Origin of the sequence: Idiomarina sp. OT37-5b (assembly GCF_002968395.1) — a bacterium.
Classification (GTDB): Bacteria; Pseudomonadota; Gammaproteobacteria; order Enterobacterales; family Alteromonadaceae; genus Idiomarina; species Idiomarina aquatica.
In genome coordinates this window covers 603,675-623,606 of sequence record NZ_CP027188.1, presented here as the reverse complement: position 1 = coordinate 623,606, position 19,932 = coordinate 603,675, and the positions used below count along the sequence as shown (strand labels likewise).

10 protein-coding genes are annotated in these 19,932 nt (G+C 47.2%); 1 reads left to right on the top strand and 9 read right to left on the bottom strand.

From position 1 onward, the window contains the following. Positions 1–31: 31 nt before the first annotated feature. The 9 genes from C5610_RS02770 to C5610_RS02730 form a co-directional block, all read right to left on the bottom strand. The gene (locus C5610_RS02770) at positions 32–361 is read right to left on the bottom strand and encodes a LytR/AlgR family response regulator transcription factor (protein ID WP_158682646.1); all 330 of its coding nucleotides are present in this window, start codon (positions 359–361) and stop codon (positions 32–34) included. A gap of 243 nt (positions 362–604) precedes the next feature. Beyond that, positions 605–3,499 carry a TonB-dependent receptor domain-containing protein gene (locus tag C5610_RS02765; RefSeq protein ID WP_105305792.1) on the bottom strand — a complete coding sequence of 965 codons (2,895 nt, stop codon included), beginning with the start codon at positions 3,497–3,499 and terminating at the stop codon, positions 605–607. A gap of 165 nt (positions 3,500–3,664) precedes the next feature. Next, positions 3,665–4,579, bottom strand: coding sequence for a class I SAM-dependent methyltransferase (locus tag C5610_RS02760; protein WP_105305791.1), 915 nt, complete (start codon positions 4,577–4,579; stop codon positions 3,665–3,667). 97 nt (positions 4,580–4,676) lie between these two features. Continuing rightward, a complete protein-coding gene (locus C5610_RS02755; RefSeq protein ID WP_105305790.1) occupies positions 4,677–7,349 on the bottom strand; it encodes a TonB-dependent receptor plug domain-containing protein in 2,673 nt (890 codons plus the stop codon). Between the two features lie 79 nt (positions 7,350–7,428). Next, complete coding sequence (locus C5610_RS02750; protein WP_105305789.1) at positions 7,429–8,571, bottom strand: RNA-guided endonuclease TnpB family protein; 1,143 nt, start codon at positions 8,569–8,571, stop codon at positions 7,429–7,431. A 422-nt stretch (positions 8,572–8,993) separates the two neighbouring features. Continuing rightward, positions 8,994–11,846 carry a TonB-dependent receptor domain-containing protein gene (locus tag C5610_RS02745; protein WP_105305788.1) on the bottom strand — a complete coding sequence of 951 codons (2,853 nt, stop codon included), beginning with the start codon at positions 11,844–11,846 and terminating at the stop codon, positions 8,994–8,996. Positions 11,847–12,072: 226 nt separating this feature from the next. Continuing rightward, positions 12,073–14,712, bottom strand: a complete 2,640-nt coding sequence (locus tag C5610_RS02740) for a TonB-dependent receptor (protein ID WP_105305787.1) — start codon at positions 14,710–14,712, stop codon at positions 12,073–12,075. A gap of 444 nt (positions 14,713–15,156) precedes the next feature. Further along, positions 15,157–15,804 carry a 3'-5' exonuclease gene (locus tag C5610_RS02735; RefSeq protein ID WP_105305786.1) on the bottom strand — a complete coding sequence of 216 codons (648 nt, stop codon included), beginning with the start codon at positions 15,802–15,804 and terminating at the stop codon, positions 15,157–15,159. 2 nt (positions 15,805–15,806) lie between these two features. Next, positions 15,807–17,642, bottom strand: coding sequence for a DUF294 nucleotidyltransferase-like domain-containing protein (locus C5610_RS02730; protein WP_105305785.1), 1,836 nt, complete (start codon positions 17,640–17,642; stop codon positions 15,807–15,809). Positions 17,643–17,800: 158 nt separating this feature from the next. On the opposite strand from C5610_RS02730, the gene C5610_RS02725 reads away from it, so the two are divergent. Beyond that, positions 17,801–19,930, top strand: a complete 2,130-nt coding sequence (locus tag C5610_RS02725; RefSeq protein WP_158682645.1) for a glycosyl transferase family protein — start codon at positions 17,801–17,803, stop codon at positions 19,928–19,930. Positions 19,931–19,932: the final 2 nt, after the last annotated feature.

Genomic DNA, 19,932 nt, shown 5'->3' with positions numbered 1-19,932 from the left:
GTGTCGTGCCAAAGGCACGACGTACTCGACATCACAGGTTTAGGGCTGAGAAAAGCGTGTCGCGATAGCCGTTACCGATTTTTAATTCGGTACCGTCACGCAGAGTGACCAGCGAAAACCGCCCCAGCTCACTGCTGATTTCTTTAATATGATTCAGGTTTACGATCGCTGAACGATGAATGCGTAAAAACATCGAAGGATCCAATTGTTGGGTCAGGTTATGCAAGGTTTCCCGGTGCATATACTTACCGTTTTGTGCGTGGATCTCAGCGTAGTTCGCGGCACCCTTGATCCAGCGAATTTCTTCCAGTGGTACAAGTTCGATCTTACCGACAGAGCGAACAGGAAACACTCGTTTCATAGCTTTAAATGGCCCATCCCTTTCCATTAGCGTTTCTACAGGATGGTAGGGAAGGAAAACACGAAAAGCAGAATATGTGACAAGCGCGTCGAGTGAGTTTTTATAAAGCACGGATTTGGGGACTGTCACAGTAACTCCTGACCAATATAAAGCGTTAAAGTGTAGCGTGCAGGCAATAAAAAACCCCCGCCGAAGCGAGGGTTTTGCTGTCTGACATCGGCTTATCGTCCGATATCATCCAATTTAGAATGTATATTGAACACCAGCATATGCTCGACGTCCCACAAGGTCATAAAGCGGATTGCCCGTATAACCTGGAGGAAGTTTGTCGAACACATTACGAATACCCGCGTTTACATTGAAGTTCTCGCTGAAATAGTAACTCGCAGAAACATCATGAGTCACAATAGAACCAACGTAATTAGGAGAGACGTTCTCATAAGCTTCAAGACGTTCAGTTACGTCAAAGAGAGCTGAACGATCTAGGTAACGTGATGACCAGTTAACCGACACGTCATCCAGACGATATGTCAACGACATACGCGCCTGCCACTCTGGATCGCCCACTTCTCCAACCTCATCGTTATTCAATTCCGGCTGGTCTTGGAATTCAAACGACTCCAGCTCAATTAGATGGTTGATAAATAAGTTAGCCGACAATGAGCCAGGCAGATTGTACTGTTCCAATTCAGTACGATAATTAATATCGACTTCTACCCCGCGAGTATTGAGTGCAGCAGCATTCAGATAGCCGGAACGTACCTGTGTGATATCGTTAGTTTGCTCATCACGGTCAACCTGAGAACAGAATGTTCCTGACGGGCCTCCCTCTGAGTCAACACAGTTATTTACGACGGTTTGTGCACCGATAAAGGTAATCGCGTCTGAGATTTCAATGTCATAAAGGTCAGCAGTAATTGAGAAGTTCTCAAGGAACGATGGAGTATACACGATACCAAAGGTCATCGAATCCGACTCCTCCGGAGCAAGATCAGGATTACCACCTGAGATTAGCTCGATACTTACGTTGTCATTAGCCTGAAAGCCCTCAGGCACCCCTAATGCCTGGCAGTTAGCTGCCCGATTAGGGTTTTGATTGATATTATCAGCATCACACGGGTCTGAAACATTAGCAAAGCCTGGAGACTGAGGACTAAATGCTTCAGTGATATTTGGAGCGCGAACGGCTTGTCCTAATGTTCCACGTAAGCGCACATCATCAATAGGACGATAAACCAACCCTACTTTCCACGCATCAGCTGTACCAGCATGAGAATAGTCGGCCGTGCGAAATGCCGCATCAATGCTTAATTCTTTTGCGAAATCTAGGTCGCGCAAAATAGGTAGATTAACTTCGGCAAAAAACTCACTTACATCATACTCACCGTACTCATTTGGAGTAGCTGCGTTCTGAGTCAACCCACGACGAGTGAACTCGTCAGTAATGGTCGTTGATGTTTCTTCGCGATACTCAAAACCGAATGCAACATCTACTGGACCACCCTGAAGTTCGAACATCCCCGTAGTATCCGTTACAAATGAGGCTCCCAAGTACTCTTGAGTAATTTTGTCTTCTCGAGTTACGTCAGCAGACACATAATCAATTGCTTCTTGTGATGCTTGGCCAAAGCCAAACGGATTATAAGCAACGCAGTTTTGCGGATTAACGTCTGCTTGGGATGGATCTGCACATACAGCTTCACCAGTTTCTGGATCAATCACAGAATTAACTGCTGCGGCAAAGTTACCGGGGATAAGTGAATTCAACGTCTGACGTTTATTCGATGTTTCCCCATAAGAATAATAGAAATCGTAATCTAAAAAAGTACTTCCTAATGGTACGGCACCTTTAACACCTGAAACCACTCGGAAAGTCTGACGCTCATTGTCTGCAGAACGATTGCCCCATTCATCGAAGAACTTAGCCATACTGACAAATGATTGGCCATTGTCGAGCAGCTCTTGACGAAGAGCTTCGTCTATAAAGGCGTTATTTGCTACATCAATTGTAATATTACCAAACCTGAAAGAAGGTTGGAACTGTTGCTCGACATCAGCACGCGAGTACTTAAAATCACCATAGAACTGTGCATAATCGTTGAAATCAAAATTAAACGTAGAGCCAACAGTCTCACGACGCACATCAGGCTGATAGTTCACGTAATCTTGACCAAAGAAGCAGGTGTCACAACCATCTGGAAAACTGCCAAATGCAAAGCTGTTTGTTCCATCACGCTCTTGCTGCAGAATCGGATTACCATCAGGTTGGAAGGTATAGCGTGGGCCACCTCCAAAAGGATTAATTACACCGAACCGGTTAATCATTTCAGAGCCAACGTTACGGACAAAAAGGCGATCCGGAATACCATCTAACCGACCAGTGTCTTCTGGATTAAGAATTGTACCCCAGCGTTCGAACTGACGGATATCATTTTCCATTGTTTGTTGAAGTCGCGTTTGCGTCATAAAAAATGTAGCATTCCCACGACCATTCATGAAGTCACCACCACCAAGGATAGTAAACTGGTGTGACTTTGCGCCAACACCCTCAGTTGAGCCTGAGCCGGTAGCGCTGAATTCCAATCCTTCGTAATCGTCTTTAAGTATGACGTTAACAACACCAGATACTGCATCCGAACCATAAATAGCAGATGCGCCCCCAGTAACGACCTCAACACGCTTGATCATGCTTGAAGGAATACTAGACAAGTCAACCTGTGCAGACCCGGGCTGACCGGCAACATGACGTTTACCATTAACCAAAACCAAAGTACGGGCAGCGCCTAAGCGACGTAAGTCCGCAGAGCTTACGCCTGCGCTTGCGTTTGACTCGCGGTTACCGATTACTGTATCGGTTGCACCGATCGCCGGTAACTCAGCAAGTATCGAACCTAAATCGGGAGTACCAAACCGTTCGATATCTTCTTCACCTAGACTCAATAAAGGCGCTGCTTGTGCTAACTCTGGTCGCGCAATCCGCGATCCTGTTACCTCGATACGTTCAACTTCCTCTTCAGCCTCAGCCTCTTTGTTAACTTGCTGCTCCTGCCCTATTGCTGGAACCGCAAAGAATGCTGAGCTCACACCTGCAAACAAAATCGTTCTTATAGAACGAGCCAATAATGACTGTTCGTTCATGTTCAGTCTCCCTGAATATTTTATTTTTATTTTCCAGTTGTCTAGTTTTTTCTTTTCATAACAACCGGTCATTATGCAGAGCGACCATACTTATAGTTCGCTCTCAGCAAGAAGAAAAACATATTTTCAAACTTTTTACAACAGTTTTGCAACACTTGTTTCAATCTATTTACAAGCTTGTACACATTGTCCGACGATTCCTGTTTCCGGAAACTGAACCGACTGGACCTTCACATCTTTAAAACCTGCTGCTTCAAACTGCTGTTTTAGTTGTTCTCCGCTGCCTGCCTGTTCAACCGCTTTAACCATGGTCGTAAGTCGGGCTTTGTGATCACTCAAATTGCTTAAATAATCGTTGAAAACGTGGTTAGCTTCGGCGGCTTTACCCTGCCCGGCAGCTTGTAAAATGTGACGTACAGCCGGGACGAAGTTGGTGCGATGAAAGGCCGCATCGTTGCGATGTTTTGCGGCAAGCTGGTTAAGCTTTTGCTGGGCAATTTGTGCATTTTTTGGCAACGGCTTACCGGCTGCTTTTAAAATCGCCGTATACAAAGGCTCGACCGACTTTTTCAGGTGTTTTATCAGCGTCGGTAACAGCTCATAAACCTTCCGACTGGTTTGCACAATAACCGAGTCTTCCGAGTGCACCAGGGCGATAACCATGCCACCACGCTTAAGGTTTTTATGCAGGTGCGGTAAGCCTTTTGCCATATCGCCGTATTCCAGCCCATAGTGGGACACGATGGTGCCGAACTTCTTATTCGACGGCAGGGTAAAGCGCTCGTAAGGTGTTTCGCCGTGCAGCTTAAGCTTGTCGTTAGCCGGTTTGATCACGGCCGAATCGACCCCAATCAGATCAAATTTCTTACCTTTCTTGTCAGCGAATTCACTAAGCCACTGCGGCACGATACCGTTACCCGTGGCTACATCCAGAATCGGTTGCTTCGGCTCTGTTTCTTCCATCCGCTCAAACCAAAACTTACGCATTTGATAATTTTGCAGCGTCGATTTTTCGTCCAGAAATGCCGCAAATGCGCCCTTTTGCCAGAACACGGACCATGGATTTTGTTTATTTGACATAATACGACTTCCTTACGCCAGTTTATTATTATTTAGCTATCTGTTAGACAAAAAAAACCCGGCCGGAGCCGGGTTTTTCATCGTTAATCACTATCGATTAAAACTTAACTCCAACACGAGCATACCAGTATTGGCCAGCTGTGTCATAAGAAGAGTTCAAGGTATTCATATCGTTATTGTTAGTAACGTATGGAGGCTGCTTATCGAACAAATTACGTGCACCCAGAGTAAAGGTGGTCGTGTTGTTAACAAAGTAGCTCATTTGAACGTCGTGATAAACGTAGCTGCCAACTTCTGAAGACAGATCGTCTTCTGAGTAGTTGATGTCGGTTACGCCGTCCTGGAAGCGAGTGATCCAGCTCCAGTCGAAGTCACCGCTCTGGTAGCCCATGGTCAAGTTAGTGCGCAATTCTGGGAACGCAGCAACACGGCCACCAAAGTTGGTGTCAGCACCGAATTTACCCGCCAGCTCCAGCGTTTGTGCACCTTCTTGTGCCAGGTACTTGTACTCATCCAGGATGGTACCGTCAACGCGCAGGTTGAACATACCGTCGCCCAGCTCAGATGCCCAGTTGATGTCGAAATCAAGGCCTGAAGTGGTGAAGGTAGAGATGTTCGCTGTACCCGCTAAGATACCCGCCATGTAACCTTGTGAGTCACGGAAATCAGAACCTGAGTAACCCGGACGACCTACGGCTTCTGAACCTAAGATCAGGTCACATGACGCAGCACTGAAGTTATCACTGTTGTAACACTCAGAGATAATCGCAGAAGTGCTTGGTGCACCTAAACCGTCTTCGATTTCGATGTCGTAGTAGTCAACGGCGACGCTGAAGTTCTCGATGAACTCAGGCTGATAAACGATACCCATGGTGAAACTTTCAGACGTTTCTGGTTTCAGATCCGGGTTACCGCCAACCAGGGTTGAAGACTGGTTGTTATCCAGGTTGAAGTCACCTGGCAGGCCTTCTGCGGCACAGTTCGCTTTTACGGTTTCGCTCGCGTTACTGTTCGCGTAGTTAATGCACGGATCGGTGTAGCTGATGTTAGACTCTACCTGTGGCGAGTACAAATCACCGATACCTGGTGCACGGAAACCTTCCGCGAACGTTGCACGAACCAACATACCGTCAGTCGGTACGTACTCTAAACCAAACTTGGTTGTGGTTTGAGCGTCAAGGAAGTCGTAGTCTGAACGACGAACGGCTGCTGACAGGTCAAGACGATCAACGCCTGGCAAGCCAACCAACAACGGTGCGTTGATTTCAACGTACGCTTCCTGAACGTCATAAGAACCTTCAGTTGGTTCAGCTGCAACGCTGTAGATTTGACCTAAGATTGCGCCGCCGTCAGGCTGGTTCTGGTACTCTTCCCAACGCTTCTCAACACCAAATGCCCATGCAACTGGACCCGCAGGCAGGCTTAATGAACCAGTATCACCGGTTAAGTTAGCCATCAACTGCTTAGTCGTCGCACGGTCAACTGGCGAGTTTGGAATGGTTGCGTAGTCTTGGAATTCTTGTGTGAAAGTACCTTCCTGGAACGGGTTCCATACACCAGGGCACTCTTCGTCTGCCGCACACAGTGTTGGATCCAACAAGGTGCCGATACGCTCTGGGTTTGAACGACCGTATTCTACACGGCTGTCAACATAACGTGAGTAGTTGTAAGAAACGTCCCACGCCCAACCGTTGTCCAGGTAACCTTCAAGGCCGAATACCATACGGTAATCAGAGAAGTCCTGAGTGAATGAACGGCCACCGGTTTCTGCCAGACGACGGTAGATAACCAGCTCTTCACCGATAGGGTTGTTTGGGTGATCAGCCGCAACGGTTGGTCCCCAGAACGTACCTTCTGCAGCCATCAACTGGTCTGATTGGCGGTTAGTGAAACCACCTTCCATGAATGCGGTCAGGTCACGAGTTAGCTCGTAGTTAGCTGAGGCATTGATAGAGAACAGATCCTGAGGCGTTACCATGTAACTTGCAGGGGCGAAGTTGTACGCGTCTTGCTGACCGTTGTATGGACGAACTTCGCCAGTGACCGGATCAACAACAAAGCTGGTGCCTGCGTTACCTGAGTTGTACTGTGAATCTGGGTCTAGTGCAGACCAGTTACCGTAAGGGATAGTTGAAGAACCACCGGGTACTAGCTCACCGCCAGACTCGCTGTAAGGAACTTTCGAGAAGTCACGATCGCCCTGCCAGATTGGGTTACGGTTTTGGTATTCAAGCGCTAAGGTTACGTTACCTTTGTCGCTGGTTGCGCCAATAACACCCGATACTTTGGTGGTTTCGCCGTCACCTTCACCAGTCAGGTCGTACTGAGCTGAGAACTCAGCGCCTTCGAAATCGTCTTTGGTGATGAAGTTGATAACGCCGGCAATCGCGTCAGAACCATAAATGGTTGAGGCGCCGTCACGCAATACTTCAACACGCTGAATGTATGCCATTGGGATAGAGTTCAAATCGCCTGAAGCGTAACGACGACCGTTGATCAGGATCAGGGTACGTGCTGAACCCAGACCACGTAAGTTAGCTGAAGCGTAACCTACAGAGCCGTTGTTAGTGTTTGAACCGTTGTAACCACCGTTCATCGAAGGAATGTTATGGATGAACTTTTCCATGGTGGTGAAGCCAGAGTTTTCGATCGCTTCTGCGTCAAAAACGGTGATAGGGCTTGCTGTTTCTGTGTCCGTACGTTTGATCCGAGAACCCGTTACCTGAATGCGTTCTACGTCGTCTGCGCCACTGTCCTGTGCAGCTACCAATGCTGGGAAGCGTGACTACTCACCGCCTTATCAGGCGATGCTTCTTACTTCATTAGCCGTTGCTCGATAGTATCGAGGCTTACGCAGCTTCCATAAGCAGAGACGACCGTCCAGCCGCCTTTAATTCCAGAATGCCTTTATCACGGATATTAAAGGCGGCATTTAAGTCGCGATCTATATCCGTCGTTCCGCAAGACGGGCAATCCCATTTTCGAACAGACAAGGGCATTTCTTCCATTTTATGACCGCAACAATGGCATGTTTTAGAACTGGCGTACCAATGGTCGAGCTTGACTAGGTATTTGCCTTGCTCTTTCAGTTTGTATTCCAGTTTCGCAACAAAGCTATGCCATGCGGCATCGGCTATGTGTTTTGCCAGTTTACGGTTTTTCATCATATTGGCCGATTTCAATGTCTCAACTATCACCGCTTGGTTTTCGTCAACGAGAGTTCGAGAGCGTTTGTGTTGAAAGTCGGCACGAGCGTTTGCTGCTTTTTCGTGGCATTTTGCAACCAACAAACGAGCCTTTGCTCGGTTGGCGCTCCCTTTAGCCTTACGAGACAACTGGCGCTGCTTACGTCTGAGATTTTTCTCAGCGCGTTTTACAAATCGAGGGTTGGCAGTCTTTCTGCCGTTTGATTCGATGGTGAAGTGAGACAGCCCCAAATCAACACCTGTAACCTTGCTTACAGTGCGAAGTAATGCAGGCGCTTCGACTCCATCATCCACAAGAATTGATGCGTAAAACTTACCTGTTTTACTCAAACTGACAGTAATGCTTTTTACTGCACCCGTAATTTCACGATGAATATTTGCCTTTACAGGCTGCATCTTGGGCAACTTAACAGCCCCATCCAGCACTTTAACACCCACACAGTGGTAACTCGACTGTTTGCCGTGCTTGCGTTTAAATTGCGGGAATTTGGCTTTTAACTTCGGGTTGAAGAAGTTGTCAAAGGCTTGGTGAAGGTTGATGACCGCCTGCTGTAAGGCGATTGAATCATATTGTTTCAACCAGTGGTATTTTCGTGATGTCTTAGCAACGGCAAGCAGCGGTTTTATGTCTTTTTTGGGGTTCAGCGTAATCCTGCGCTTGCGATATATATGAGACTTTAAATGCAGAGCCTTGTTGTACGCGAAACGCACAGCGCCAAACTGAGCTATTAAAAACTCAGCCTGCTCTTGAGTTGGGTAAATGCGTACTTTTGTCGCTCTTAACATTTAAATCATGAAACTGTATAGATAACCAGTATTCTCCTGATATAGCTTTGCTTGTCAAGGACGTTGAGGCCTCGCCTCAATCGCCTTATATCCCCGCCCGATTGGGCGAGGGTTTACGGCGAAATTGCTAAAGTCGTCGCGATCCCAGCCGCGGTCAGGCTTTTTTGAAGGTACTACGTTTCATGAGAAAACTCCCTGGTACGTCTTTTTGTTAGTTTTGCTTAAAACAAGCGCAACTGTTTTACTCGGTGCAAGTACCGAATTCAACTGATCGGGGAGTTTTTTGAGTTTCTTGGCCACTTTTTGGCCTCAATGCGCACTTAGTCTTCAAATGTTTTATTATTTAATAACAGCTGTTATTAGAATGTGAAAAGACGGCCCGGAGGCCGCCTTTAGTACACAAGAATAATAATGCTGAGAGTTTAGAAGCGGAACGTTACGCTACCAAACACATAACGACCCAGCGCATCGTGGTAACCAGGGATAGTGTTACCGTTCAGGCTGTTCACGTCACCGACGATTTCTGGTTCTTTATCCAACGCGTTGTTCATACCGAACAGAACGGAGATGTTGTCTGTTACGTCGAAGTTTGCGTTCAAGTCTAAGTAGCTTACAGAAGCCAGACCGTCGCCAATTAGCTGGTCAGTCGAGCCGTCATAGTCCACTTGACCATTAAAGCGCCACTTAGCTCCAACAGTCCACCAGTCGCCGGTGCTGTATTTGAAGTTCATTGAATGACGCCATTCAGGTTGTGGGAAGCAGTCTGAGCTAATGATACCAGCACAGTCGTACGTCGTACCTGCCAACCCAGGAACCGTGGTGACTTCTTTGGTCATGTAGTAAGTACCAGTTAAGCTGACCGCTAACTGACCACCACCGATTTCGGTGTTGTAATTGAAGTTTGCGTCGATACCGGTGTTTTTAGACTGCGCCAAGTTGACGTTGGTTGCAGTAACAAAACCATTGGTACCACGCCACAAGTCACCAGCTGGACTACGGGTGATTGCATCACAGTATTGCGCATCGCCAGTTTCAGCACACTGACGGACAATAAGTTCGGCAGAGATGGTACCGATACGGTCTTCCATCTCGATGTCCCAGTAGTCAATCGAGAAGTTAAAGTTGTCTAAAGGGTTACCAACAATACCGAACGTAACGGTATCTGCCAGCTCTGGGTCTAGATCCGGGTTACCACCAAAGACACCGTTGTACTGACCAGCTGGGTTTGGCGCAACATTGCCGTATTGTGACGCACTCATACCGGTAAGCGCACATTGCTGTTGCGTGTACTCAGGGCTATCACCTGCACATGGATCCACACCTGACCACAGGCCAAGTCCCTGTTCAGCAAAAAGTTCTGCTACGTTTGGTGCACGTACTGCACGGTTGAACGTACCACGAACCTTATAATCATCGTTAACTTGCCAATCAACGGCAAATTTGTACGATGGTTCACCGCCAGAGGTGTTGTAGTCTGAGTAGCGATAACCCAAGTCAAGTACTAAGCTGTTTGCCCAGCTCACGTCTTCTACTACTGGAATGTTGATCTCAGTAAATACTTCAGAAACGTTATAACCACCGATTAAGCTGTTAGTCGGGCCACCTTGACCGGACAGCGCGCCCATTTGGTAAACTTCATCCGCCACACGTTCGAAGTCAACTTCACGGTTTTCAACACCAAATACTGCCGCGATGTTGTAGTTTGATGACGGCAGACTATAGCCCGTTTCACCGGTAACATAGCCGTTAATAATACGCTGAGTTGTTAAACCGGTTAGAGCCGCTGTACCACCTAGAGCACGTGCCGCTGCCTCAGTAACACCTTGATAGGTGAATACTTCATAAGGAATACAGTCACCGGTACAAGCGTCAGCACCTGATGCACCCAGCACCTGAGCCATGCGTGGAACGTATAAGTCATTGATGTAAACAGACGATGAAGACGTCGCACCGTACTGGAATGACACATCATATTCCCACATACCGCTTAAGGCACCATTGGCACCTGCAACGATACGATAAGAGTTGTGCTCCAGATTGTTTACACGTGGACCACCTTCAACGTTACGCTTACCGATGTAAGCCAAAATTTGGTCAGTATCGCTACCAAACTGATCGCGGAACTGTTGACGTTGTGCGTCGTTGAAAACGTCGCTGTCAATATCAAAGACGAAGTTTTGGAAGAACACACCAGACTGCGCAATCTGACCAGCGGTGCGGTCTTGCATGTAACTGGTTTCCAAATATGGGCGGAAATTATCATTCACTTCGTAGTTAACAAATGAGCCAAACGTGTAGCGGTCATTTGGACGCATGAAGTGGTTGATCGGCGCATAGTTGTAAACGTTGTCACTGAAAGGTTCAAAGGTGCTGTTTTCAGTTAATGACCAGAACACTTCTTGGTCAAAGTCAGCCGCGCCACCAACGATTGGAGAAATGAAGAAGTTAGGTACCGGTGCCGTTGCAGAACCACCACATGTTGTACCCGCACCGTTCAAAGCACAGGATGAATAATCGCGTTGAGCTTGCAGTAACTCTTCGTTGGTACGGTACGTCGCGTAGAACGTCGCGCTACCTTTACCGCCAGCAAACAAGCTACCACCAGAAACGTCGATGGTGTATGTCTTACCGTCAATGCCTGAACCGTCGGTCGGATAGTCGTAACCCGCTTCGTCCATCAAGCCCTGCATGTAGTCGTTGCTGTTGTCATGCTGGTAGCCTGACGTACCAATAGAAACGTCAAAGCCTTCCATGTCTTTTTTCATGACAAAGTTAACAACACCGGCGACCGCGTCGGAACCGTAGACCGAAGAACCACCACCGGTTAACACTTCGACACGCTCAATCAAAGCCGTCGGGATTTGGTTGACGTCAGCAGCCTGTGAGTATACGCCACCTGGCTGTAAACGACGGCCGTTAACCAGTACCAAGGTACGCTGAGCACCCAAACCACGAAGGTCAAGGTTAGCAACACCCGCTGCGCCGTTAGCAACAAACGAGTTTTGCGCTGCAGTTTCTAACTGAGGTAATGTTGCCATCAAGTCTTCCACACGGGTATAACCTGATGCTTTTACTTCTTCTGAGGAAACCATCTCGACAGGAGATGCCGTTTCCATATCGGTACGTTTAATACGTGAACCTGTTACCTGAATACGCTCAACGTCTTCTTGAGCACCGTCTTCTTGATTATCTTGCGCTAACGCAACTGCTGGGAAGCTGATAGCCCCCGCGATAGTTGCCGCAAGCAAACTTTTGCGAAATGTCGTGTTATTCATGAGTTAAAACTCCCCGGAACATTTATTGTTATCACCCACAATAACTGTGGATGATTAAAAGTTAGCAAGAAGTTATTTTAATGTAAACACTTTGTAACGCTTATGCGATCAAATTGTTGTAAGTATGTTGAACTAAATAACCAGCACCTTGTCGCCTTTTTGTCGTATTCATAAAAAAACCGCCCCAAAGGAGGCGGTTTTGATTAAAGACATTATAACTTAAAGTTTAGAATGATTGCTCAAACTTCAAGAATACTGTGCGACCTAATACATCGTACAATGTCCAGCTCACGTCACGATAATCACGGAAGCCGTCATACCAAGACGTTCCTTCTTTATCGAATACGTTGTTAACACCTAAAGTGATACGGCCATCATAAGCATGCGTGTACGATACCTGAACGTTATGCTTAACGTAACTTGGGATATCTTGCAAATACGTTACGCCGTATTCTTCGTTACCAGAATCTTGTGGACCAATGTAATACGTCGCCCACGCAGCGCCCCAGTTTTCGTATTTCCAATCTACGGCAAGATTAGCACGCAGCTCTGGGAAATCCTGGAGGCCAGCATAGTCAAACGGGTCCGCTTCTGGAGTTGTTTGCTCAACATATTCACGAACGTAACTTGCTTCACCTTTAACACCGAAGTCACCGTAAGCAGTACTTAGGTTGTAATTAGTTTTGAAGTCAAAACCAGACGTTTCAAGGCTCGCCATGTTTTGGTCAAAGCTATACATCACGTCAATTTTACCCGTTGCTGGATCACGCACGACGGCAGGGTTTGAGCCAATACCGTTTTCACGTTCTTCAGCTAGCAAACGAGAAACGCTAACGGCTTCAATTTTATTGTCCAAAGAAATGTCGTAGTAAGACAGTTCCGCTGACCAATTTTCTGTGATGTTGTAAACACCACCCAAGGTCAAAGAGTCACCTTCTTCGGGCTGCAGATCTGGATTACCACCAAACCAAGTTTTGTGCTGAGTACCTGATTCAGCACAGTAAACTGGGTCAGAGTTTTGTGGCTGATCACACCACAGTGTATCAACAGCGGTTTCGAAGCTAAGTGCTTGTGACGAGAACATTTCGCCCATGTTAGGAGCGCGGAATGACTCACCCCAGCTCGCACGTAACAACAACGAATCGGTTGCACGCCATGCAACACCTAACTGAGGAGATACGTTATCAAAGGTACCGCTAACAACTTGTGCGCCAACATCACCTGACTGGTCGTATTCGTCGTAACGAACGGCCGCGTTCACGTCAATGTCGAATGGCAGTGTAGTTTGCAATTCTGCATATACTGAGGTGCGGTCACGGTCAGCGAATACGTCATCACCGCCTGAACCACCGGAAACGTTGCCCGACGCAGATTGAGGATCGCTCTGTTGAGTAAATTCAATCTTCTCGTACTCAGCACCAATAACACCTGACATCGATACGTCACCATTGTCAAACAACAAGGTAGACGCAAAGCCGTCAATTTGTGTGCTATCAAACTCGGCACGGTATAAACCAGTATGAGCTGCCTGGCTATACAGGTCAGTCATTTGCGAGTTCCAGTCTTCATAACTCATGTCAGTGGTGTTAAGGATATCGTATTCACCGCTGTCAATCAGACGCTGCATTGTCACGTCATTGATTAAGTTAGAGTTAAATGACCGTGTAGTTGACTTGCTATATTGGCCGTTTAATTCCCAATCGACACCATTACCAATATCGATGAAACCTATAAGTCCACCTAAAAAGTCAACATTGTTAATTTCGGTGCGTGTGTCACGCTCACCAATCTGAGCAGAACGCATAAACAACGTAAGGTCTTCACCCGTGTTGTTCATTGGATTGTCTGCAGTCATTACAGGGTATGTAGTTGATACCGGCGTTCCCGCATAACGTGTGTCAGTTTGTGACATTGATGCACTTGCGCGGCCCCGGAAACGTAAGTCGTTGGTCAATTGATAGTTAAAGTTAGACAAAATTGAATTTTGCTCTACATCACCATAGAACTTGGTGACTTCGCCATAACTATAAAGACAACGACCATCACTGCTTGGAACAGTATTAGGCGCAGTTTCACAAAAGTCTGCAGTGTAGTATTGATTTGCTCCAGCTGCATTAGGTACTGCGCTGAATGAAGAATAAGCACCGTATGTTGGATCGTCTAACTTCCAAAGGTCACGGTCAAAAACGGCGTCGCTACGGTAGTTTTCAAAGGTAAAGGTGATATTACCCTTGTTCGTTGAGAAGCCAGTTGCTGCGGTAAAACGATCGCTGTCGCCGCCTTCTACACTTGGGCGTTCTAGGTCGTAAGAAAACTTCAGGCCATTGAAGTCTTTTTTGGTGATGATGTTGATGACACCGGCAACAGCGTCAGAACCGTAAACCGCTGACGCGCCTTCACGCAAAATTTCAATACGTTCTACGATCGCCATTGGAATACGCGACGTGTCCGCAGCAGCACCTGAGCTCGAGCTGGTACCAGGCATGCGTCGGCCATCTAACAGTACCAACGTGTAGTTTGCTCCTAAGCCACGCATGTTAACGTTGCTCGTCGCGCTACCGCCAGAACCATAACCAGATACGCCGCGCCAAGAACCAAAGCTGTTTACGGCTGCATTATTAAGCACGTCAGCTACTGTTGGCTCACCTGAAATTTCAATGTCTTCTGCAGTGATAACCGTAACGGGTGAAGAGGTTTCCATATCCACTTGCTTGATACGAGAACCTGTAACCTCGATACGTTCAACACTTTTTTCTTCACCAGAATTTGCCTCTTGTGCATCTTGCGCAAGTGCAACCGCTGGGAAGCTTAAAGTCGCCGCAACTGCTGCTGCCGTTAAGCTTTTACGAAAAGCTAGATGTTTCATTATTATCATCTCCCTGGGGTATTTTTCTTATAACAAGCCTGCTCTTTCTAAGCCAAGCTATGGCGATAGAAAATAACAACCTATCGACTTAATGTAAACGGTTTGTTCGAAAAAAACGGCATTGGTTTGATTTTGAACGAAAAGCCAACATATGTTTTATTTTTGTTAACAAAATCCTTATTCCAAAAGCGTTTCAGCGATACCTGTATACATTTACTCTTCTTTATTCATTATTTCTTTTTATGTTTGAAAAACACCCAATAATTACAATAAAAACAAAACATTAAATAGATTTTTAGCATAACACTCTAGGCAAACGCTCACCGCTTGTTGCTTAGTCAGTTTCAAATTACCTTGCTTGTACAACATCAAAACACAGATTTTCACTACTTTTAGTCAATTGTTAGTCAAAACTTCTGAGAAAACCTGATGTTGCTGATAGAATTAACGAGCAAAATCAATCAATTCTCGGGTTGTAGCGTCATTTCCGGAAAACTTAAAAGCTTGTGCCAAAAATAGTTCAGCACACGATAACGTATCCGTTAGAGCATGATGGGATGTATAGTTTGGTAGTCCATGGCGCAAACGGCATGCGTTTAACGTTAGCTGTCCCTTTTGCGGCGGGTTACTTAGATCTTTGAACATGCTATTTTTTTCGAAAGCCAGCGTGTCAAATATGCCCAACGGCCTGAAATTTACAAAATACTGTTTTTCAATGTGCTTCAGAAAACGCCAATCCATGCCTTTGTGATGGCACACCAATACCGCGCCAGACAAGGCTCGGCTTAGCATCGCATAAGTTTGTCGTGGTTCTGAACTGTGCAAAAAATCCTGTCGTGTCAAACCATGAATGGTGGGACTTTGACCTAGCTCAAGTTCCTGCCCATGAGAAAACACATGATATTGAGCACTACCGGTATGCATCACCGGCGGTTCTATCGACATCCAGGCAATGGAGAGTACTTGGTGCTTTTTGGGATCCAACCCAGTGGTTTCAATATCAAGCGCGACATAGCGCTGCTGCGTCCAGGGCTTTTGCAGTTGTTGCCGGCGTTGATACCAATCGGCTAAGGCACCGAGAAGTTTACCCATGACTAATAACCCTGACGACTGAATTTAAGACCGACACCCTGCTGGGCTTCTTTAATGATCTTAAACGCCGACTTTAACTGACGTCGTGATAGCGTACTGAGCTCATCGGGATCCAGTGCGTTCTTCGGTTTGTCCGTATCCCACACCGCCAACTGATGATTCAACCTGAGCTGAGTCAGGAACTGCCACGCCTCAAGCAACGACTGGTTGTCGCGCCGGTTCAGCAGCTTACTGTTTTCCAGTGCTTTCAGCCGCGCCGGCGTACTCGGCATCGTAAAGCCCGCTTGCAACGCGTAAATGCGCGCGATGTCATTAATCAGGGCAATGCCATAGCGCTTGATGTCAATGGTATCGCCCTCGTCGGTATCTTCGGTTCGAAACCGGTTGAACAGCCCCAAAGGCACTGAAATACGATTGACCAAAATCGCCAGATTGCCGAGAAACATCTCATTTTGCGCCAGTTTTGCAACCTGTTCACGGTAGTTTTGATAAAAACGGTTGTTACCGACCACGGCACGACTGTCAAAAAATATCTGGCAATACATCAGTGCCTTCGGCGTCGGACTCTGGGTCCAATTACGAAATCTCGCCAGCCACTCGTCGGTGGTTCCCCGACAATCCGGATTGGACGCCATGATATTGCCCGGACACAACGGAATGCCGCATTCATGTAGCCCTTCGCAAACATATTCGCCGAGCCCCTTAAACCAGTCTTTTTGTTTATCACTAAGGCCATTAGCCAGCAGTAACCCATTATCCTGATCGGAGCTTAAGGTCTGATCTTCGCGCCCCTGCGAGCCAAACGCCAACCAACTGTATTGAGCCGGTGCTACGCCGTAATCTTTTTCATACAGTTGGATTAACTGACGGGTCATACCATCGGTCAGCGAGGCCATTAACTGGCCGACCACCGTGGTGCGCTTCACGCGGTTGGCGAAGGTTTTTAAATACTCGGGTACTTTCTGTGCTTCCTGAATCAATTGCTCACGACTTTCGGCTTTACGAATGGCGCTGATCAGGTAGACCGGCTCACTGCGTTGCTGGCGGATAAGGTCGGTCGCCGTCACCATACCCACCGGCTCATTGTTACTGTTTACCACCGGCAAGTGGTGAACATTATTGGCCGTCATCGTGGTTAGCGCGTCCAACAACGAGCGGCTCTCTTCGACCGACTCCGGCAATTGCGTCATCACCGCGGCCACGGTCACCTCATAAGACAACCCTTGAGCAATCACCCGGTTGCGCAAATCGCGGTCGGTTAAAATCCCCACCAGTTGCCCGTCATCCACCACCAGTACCGAGCTGATGCCGTGTTCGGACATGACTTTTGCGGCGTCCTGTATCGAGGTATCACTGCTCAGGCTGACCGGCGCCATGGTCACCACCGACCCGACGGTCTGCTCGGTCCAGTCATCACTGCTACCGTCATTACTGCCGCCCTTTTCGGTCAGCAACCGCTCGCCATGGGCTCGAATAAAATACTGTTCAAATTGTTTGGAGGCATTACGCAGACGATCAAACGCATGCTGAGGCAGCACATAGACAATGCCATCTTCAATCGCCGTCAAGCGATTGACAATCTCGCGGCCGGTCAACAGTGATGGAAAGCCGAACAAGTCGCCGCTTTCAAGCCGTTCAATTAAACGCCCGTCGCTGCCGCGTAAATCGTAAACTCCGGAGCGGACAATGAACAACGCGGGACGCATCTGTCGCAGGATATCGTTACAATTGTCTTCATTCATATAGACCGACTGCAATTGCGATACTGCCCACTGCCGCTGCTCGGCCTCCAGCCCGTCAAAGGGCGGGCAGTCGGTCAAAAATTTATCCGGCTCCATGGCTTGCTCCCTAACACTGTGATTTAAACCTGAGGTTTAAATCACAGTTTCACATAAAACAATATAAAAAATATTAAAAAAACATTGCCGATACATGGACGTTTTCAGAATCATGACATAACTTTATTTACGGTTCTATTTTGCAGTGTGAGTTGATCATGCTCGACCTATTCATTGACTATCTTTACGTGCTGAAATTTATCAGCATTTTTCTACTCATTGTGTTGTTTTTATTTGGTCTGGACGATCTGTTTATCGATGCCTATTACTGGCTACGAAAACTGCGCCGTAACCGCACCATATATACCCAATTTAAACATGCTGATCCCAGCGATCTGTTTGTGCCCAAACAAAAACCAATAGCGATCTTAGTGCCTGCATGGCAAGAAGTTGGCGTTGTCGGGCCAATGGCCGATGCTGCCGTTAAAGCCCTGGATTATGAAAACTATCAAATCTTTGTCGGCACTTACCCCAACGATCCAGCCACCCAAGCTGATATTGATGAAGTCTGTCGTAATTACGACAACGTGCACAAAGTTATTTGTGCGTTGCCGGGGCCAACGTCAAAAGCAGACTGCCTTAATAACATTATTGCAGCCATCATGGAATTTGAGCAGATCAACAAGTTTGAATTTAAAGGGTTCGTGTTGCACGACGCCGAGGATATGATCTCGCCACTTGAGTTACGATTATTTAATTATTTACTCATCAAAAACAAAGACCTGATTCAGATCCCGGTTTATCCATACACCAAGCACTGGTATCAATTTACCGCGGCGCATTACATTGATGAGTTTGCCGAATTGCATGGCAAGGACGTCGTGGTCCGCGAGTCAATTGCCGGACAAGTTCCGTCGGCAGGAGTCGGCACCTGTTTTAGCCGCCAAGCGATCATGAAGCTTTTACTCGAAGGTGACGGCGTTGCGTTTGATACCCGTTCTTTGACTGAAGACTACGATATCGGCTTCCGGCTTAAAAAATGGGGCATGAAGGAAATTTTTGTTCGGTTTTCTGCCGAAGCCGAAGATGCTTCATTAAGAGAAAAACACCACTTTGTGCACGACCGCGAGCATCGGGTAATTTGTGTGAGAGAATATTTCCCCAGTCGCTTTACACATGCCGTGCGGCAAAAGTCACGCTGGATTGTCGGCATCGTCTTTCAAGGCTTCAGAACGCATCGCTGGAGCAAAGACTTTCACATTAACTATTTTCTTTGGCGCGACCGCCGCGGAGTTATTGCCAATATCGTCAGCTTTCTAGCCATGTTGGTGTTCTTTCAGTTGGTGATCATATACGCCTATCAAGCCTGGGTTCCTGACGCCTATCGTTTTCTCTCGATCTTCAGCGACGATGTGATCGTGATGGTGTTATTAAGCGCCAACTTATTGATGTTTTTTAACCGTCTTATTCAGCGCTTTATTTTTACCACACAGTTTTACGGTATGACACAGGGATTCCTCTCAATCCTGCGCATGGTGTGGGCTAATGTCATCAATTTCGTTGCCGTACTGCGTGCCATTAAACTGGTTATCCTGGCAAAAGGTTCAGCGGTAGCGTGGGATAAAACACAGCATGACTTCCCTCATGTCCTGGATGCCAAAAAACGTGTCATCGGTGAACTGCTGCTGCAGCATAACCTGCTCACCGAACAGCAACTAACCGATGCGTTAATCAGTAAACCCTTGGGAATGCGGCTCGGCGCGTACTTAATACAAGAACACATCCTTTCACCGCGACAGCTGGGTGAACTGATTGCTCAGACCAGCGGCCTCTCGTTTCAGCGAGTCGACCCTTTTCAGCTCAGTAGCGACTTAATACAGAAAATTCCGGGTCGCAAAGCACTGATGTATCGGGTGCTGCCGGTCGCCTATGATGCGTCGAAAAACCTGCTGACTGTGGCATCGGAAAACGAACCGAGCAAAGTTGCGCTTGCGAGTTTGCGCCGAGCCACCAAAACATCAATCAACGTCGTGATATCACAGCCGGGGGCTGTCAGTGTTGGGCTGCGCTACTGGTATCTCAATGATGAGAGTGTCAAACAGCGCGCGCAACAGCAACCCGACCAGGACACCTATTTTGCCGTCAATGAATCATTAGGGCAGATTCTGGTTAATATGAATCTTATTGCGCCAGCAACCTTACGACAGGCGGAACTGGATTATTACGACAGCGAACCAACCACCCGGTTTGGTGATCTGTTAATTGCTCACGGCTGGCTCAAACAGGACCAACTCGATCTTGCATTGAATGAGCAAGCCCGTCGACTCAACCTATTGGCGGGAGTATAACC

What these genes read in the sequence shown, in the direction of transcription:
- C5610_RS02725 (WP_158682645.1), top strand. Translation starts at nt 17,801, where the DNA reads ATGCTCGACCTATTCATTGACTATCTTTACGTGCTGAAATTTATCAGC.
- C5610_RS02760 (WP_105305791.1), bottom strand. Translation starts at nt 4,579, where the DNA reads ATGTCAAATAAACAAAATCCATGGTCCGTGTTCTGGCAAAAGGGCGCA.
- C5610_RS02750 (WP_105305789.1), bottom strand. Translation starts at nt 8,571, where the DNA reads ATGTTAAGAGCGACAAAAGTACGCATTTACCCAACTCAAGAGCAGGCT.
- C5610_RS02740 (WP_105305787.1), bottom strand. Translation starts at nt 14,712, where the DNA reads ATGAAACATCTAGCTTTTCGTAAAAGCTTAACGGCAGCAGCAGTTGCG.
- C5610_RS02735 (WP_105305786.1), bottom strand. Translation starts at nt 15,804, where the DNA reads ATGGGTAAACTTCTCGGTGCCTTAGCCGATTGGTATCAACGCCGGCAA.
- C5610_RS02770 (WP_158682646.1), bottom strand. Translation starts at nt 361, where the DNA reads ATGAAACGAGTGTTTCCTGTTCGCTCTGTCGGTAAGATCGAACTTGTA.
- C5610_RS02765 (WP_105305792.1), bottom strand. Translation starts at nt 3,499, where the DNA reads ATGAACGAACAGTCATTATTGGCTCGTTCTATAAGAACGATTTTGTTT.
- C5610_RS02730 (WP_105305785.1), bottom strand. Translation starts at nt 17,642, where the DNA reads ATGGAGCCGGATAAATTTTTGACCGACTGCCCGCCCTTTGACGGGCTG.
- C5610_RS02745 (WP_105305788.1), bottom strand. Translation starts at nt 11,846, where the DNA reads ATGAATAACACGACATTTCGCAAAAGTTTGCTTGCGGCAACTATCGCG.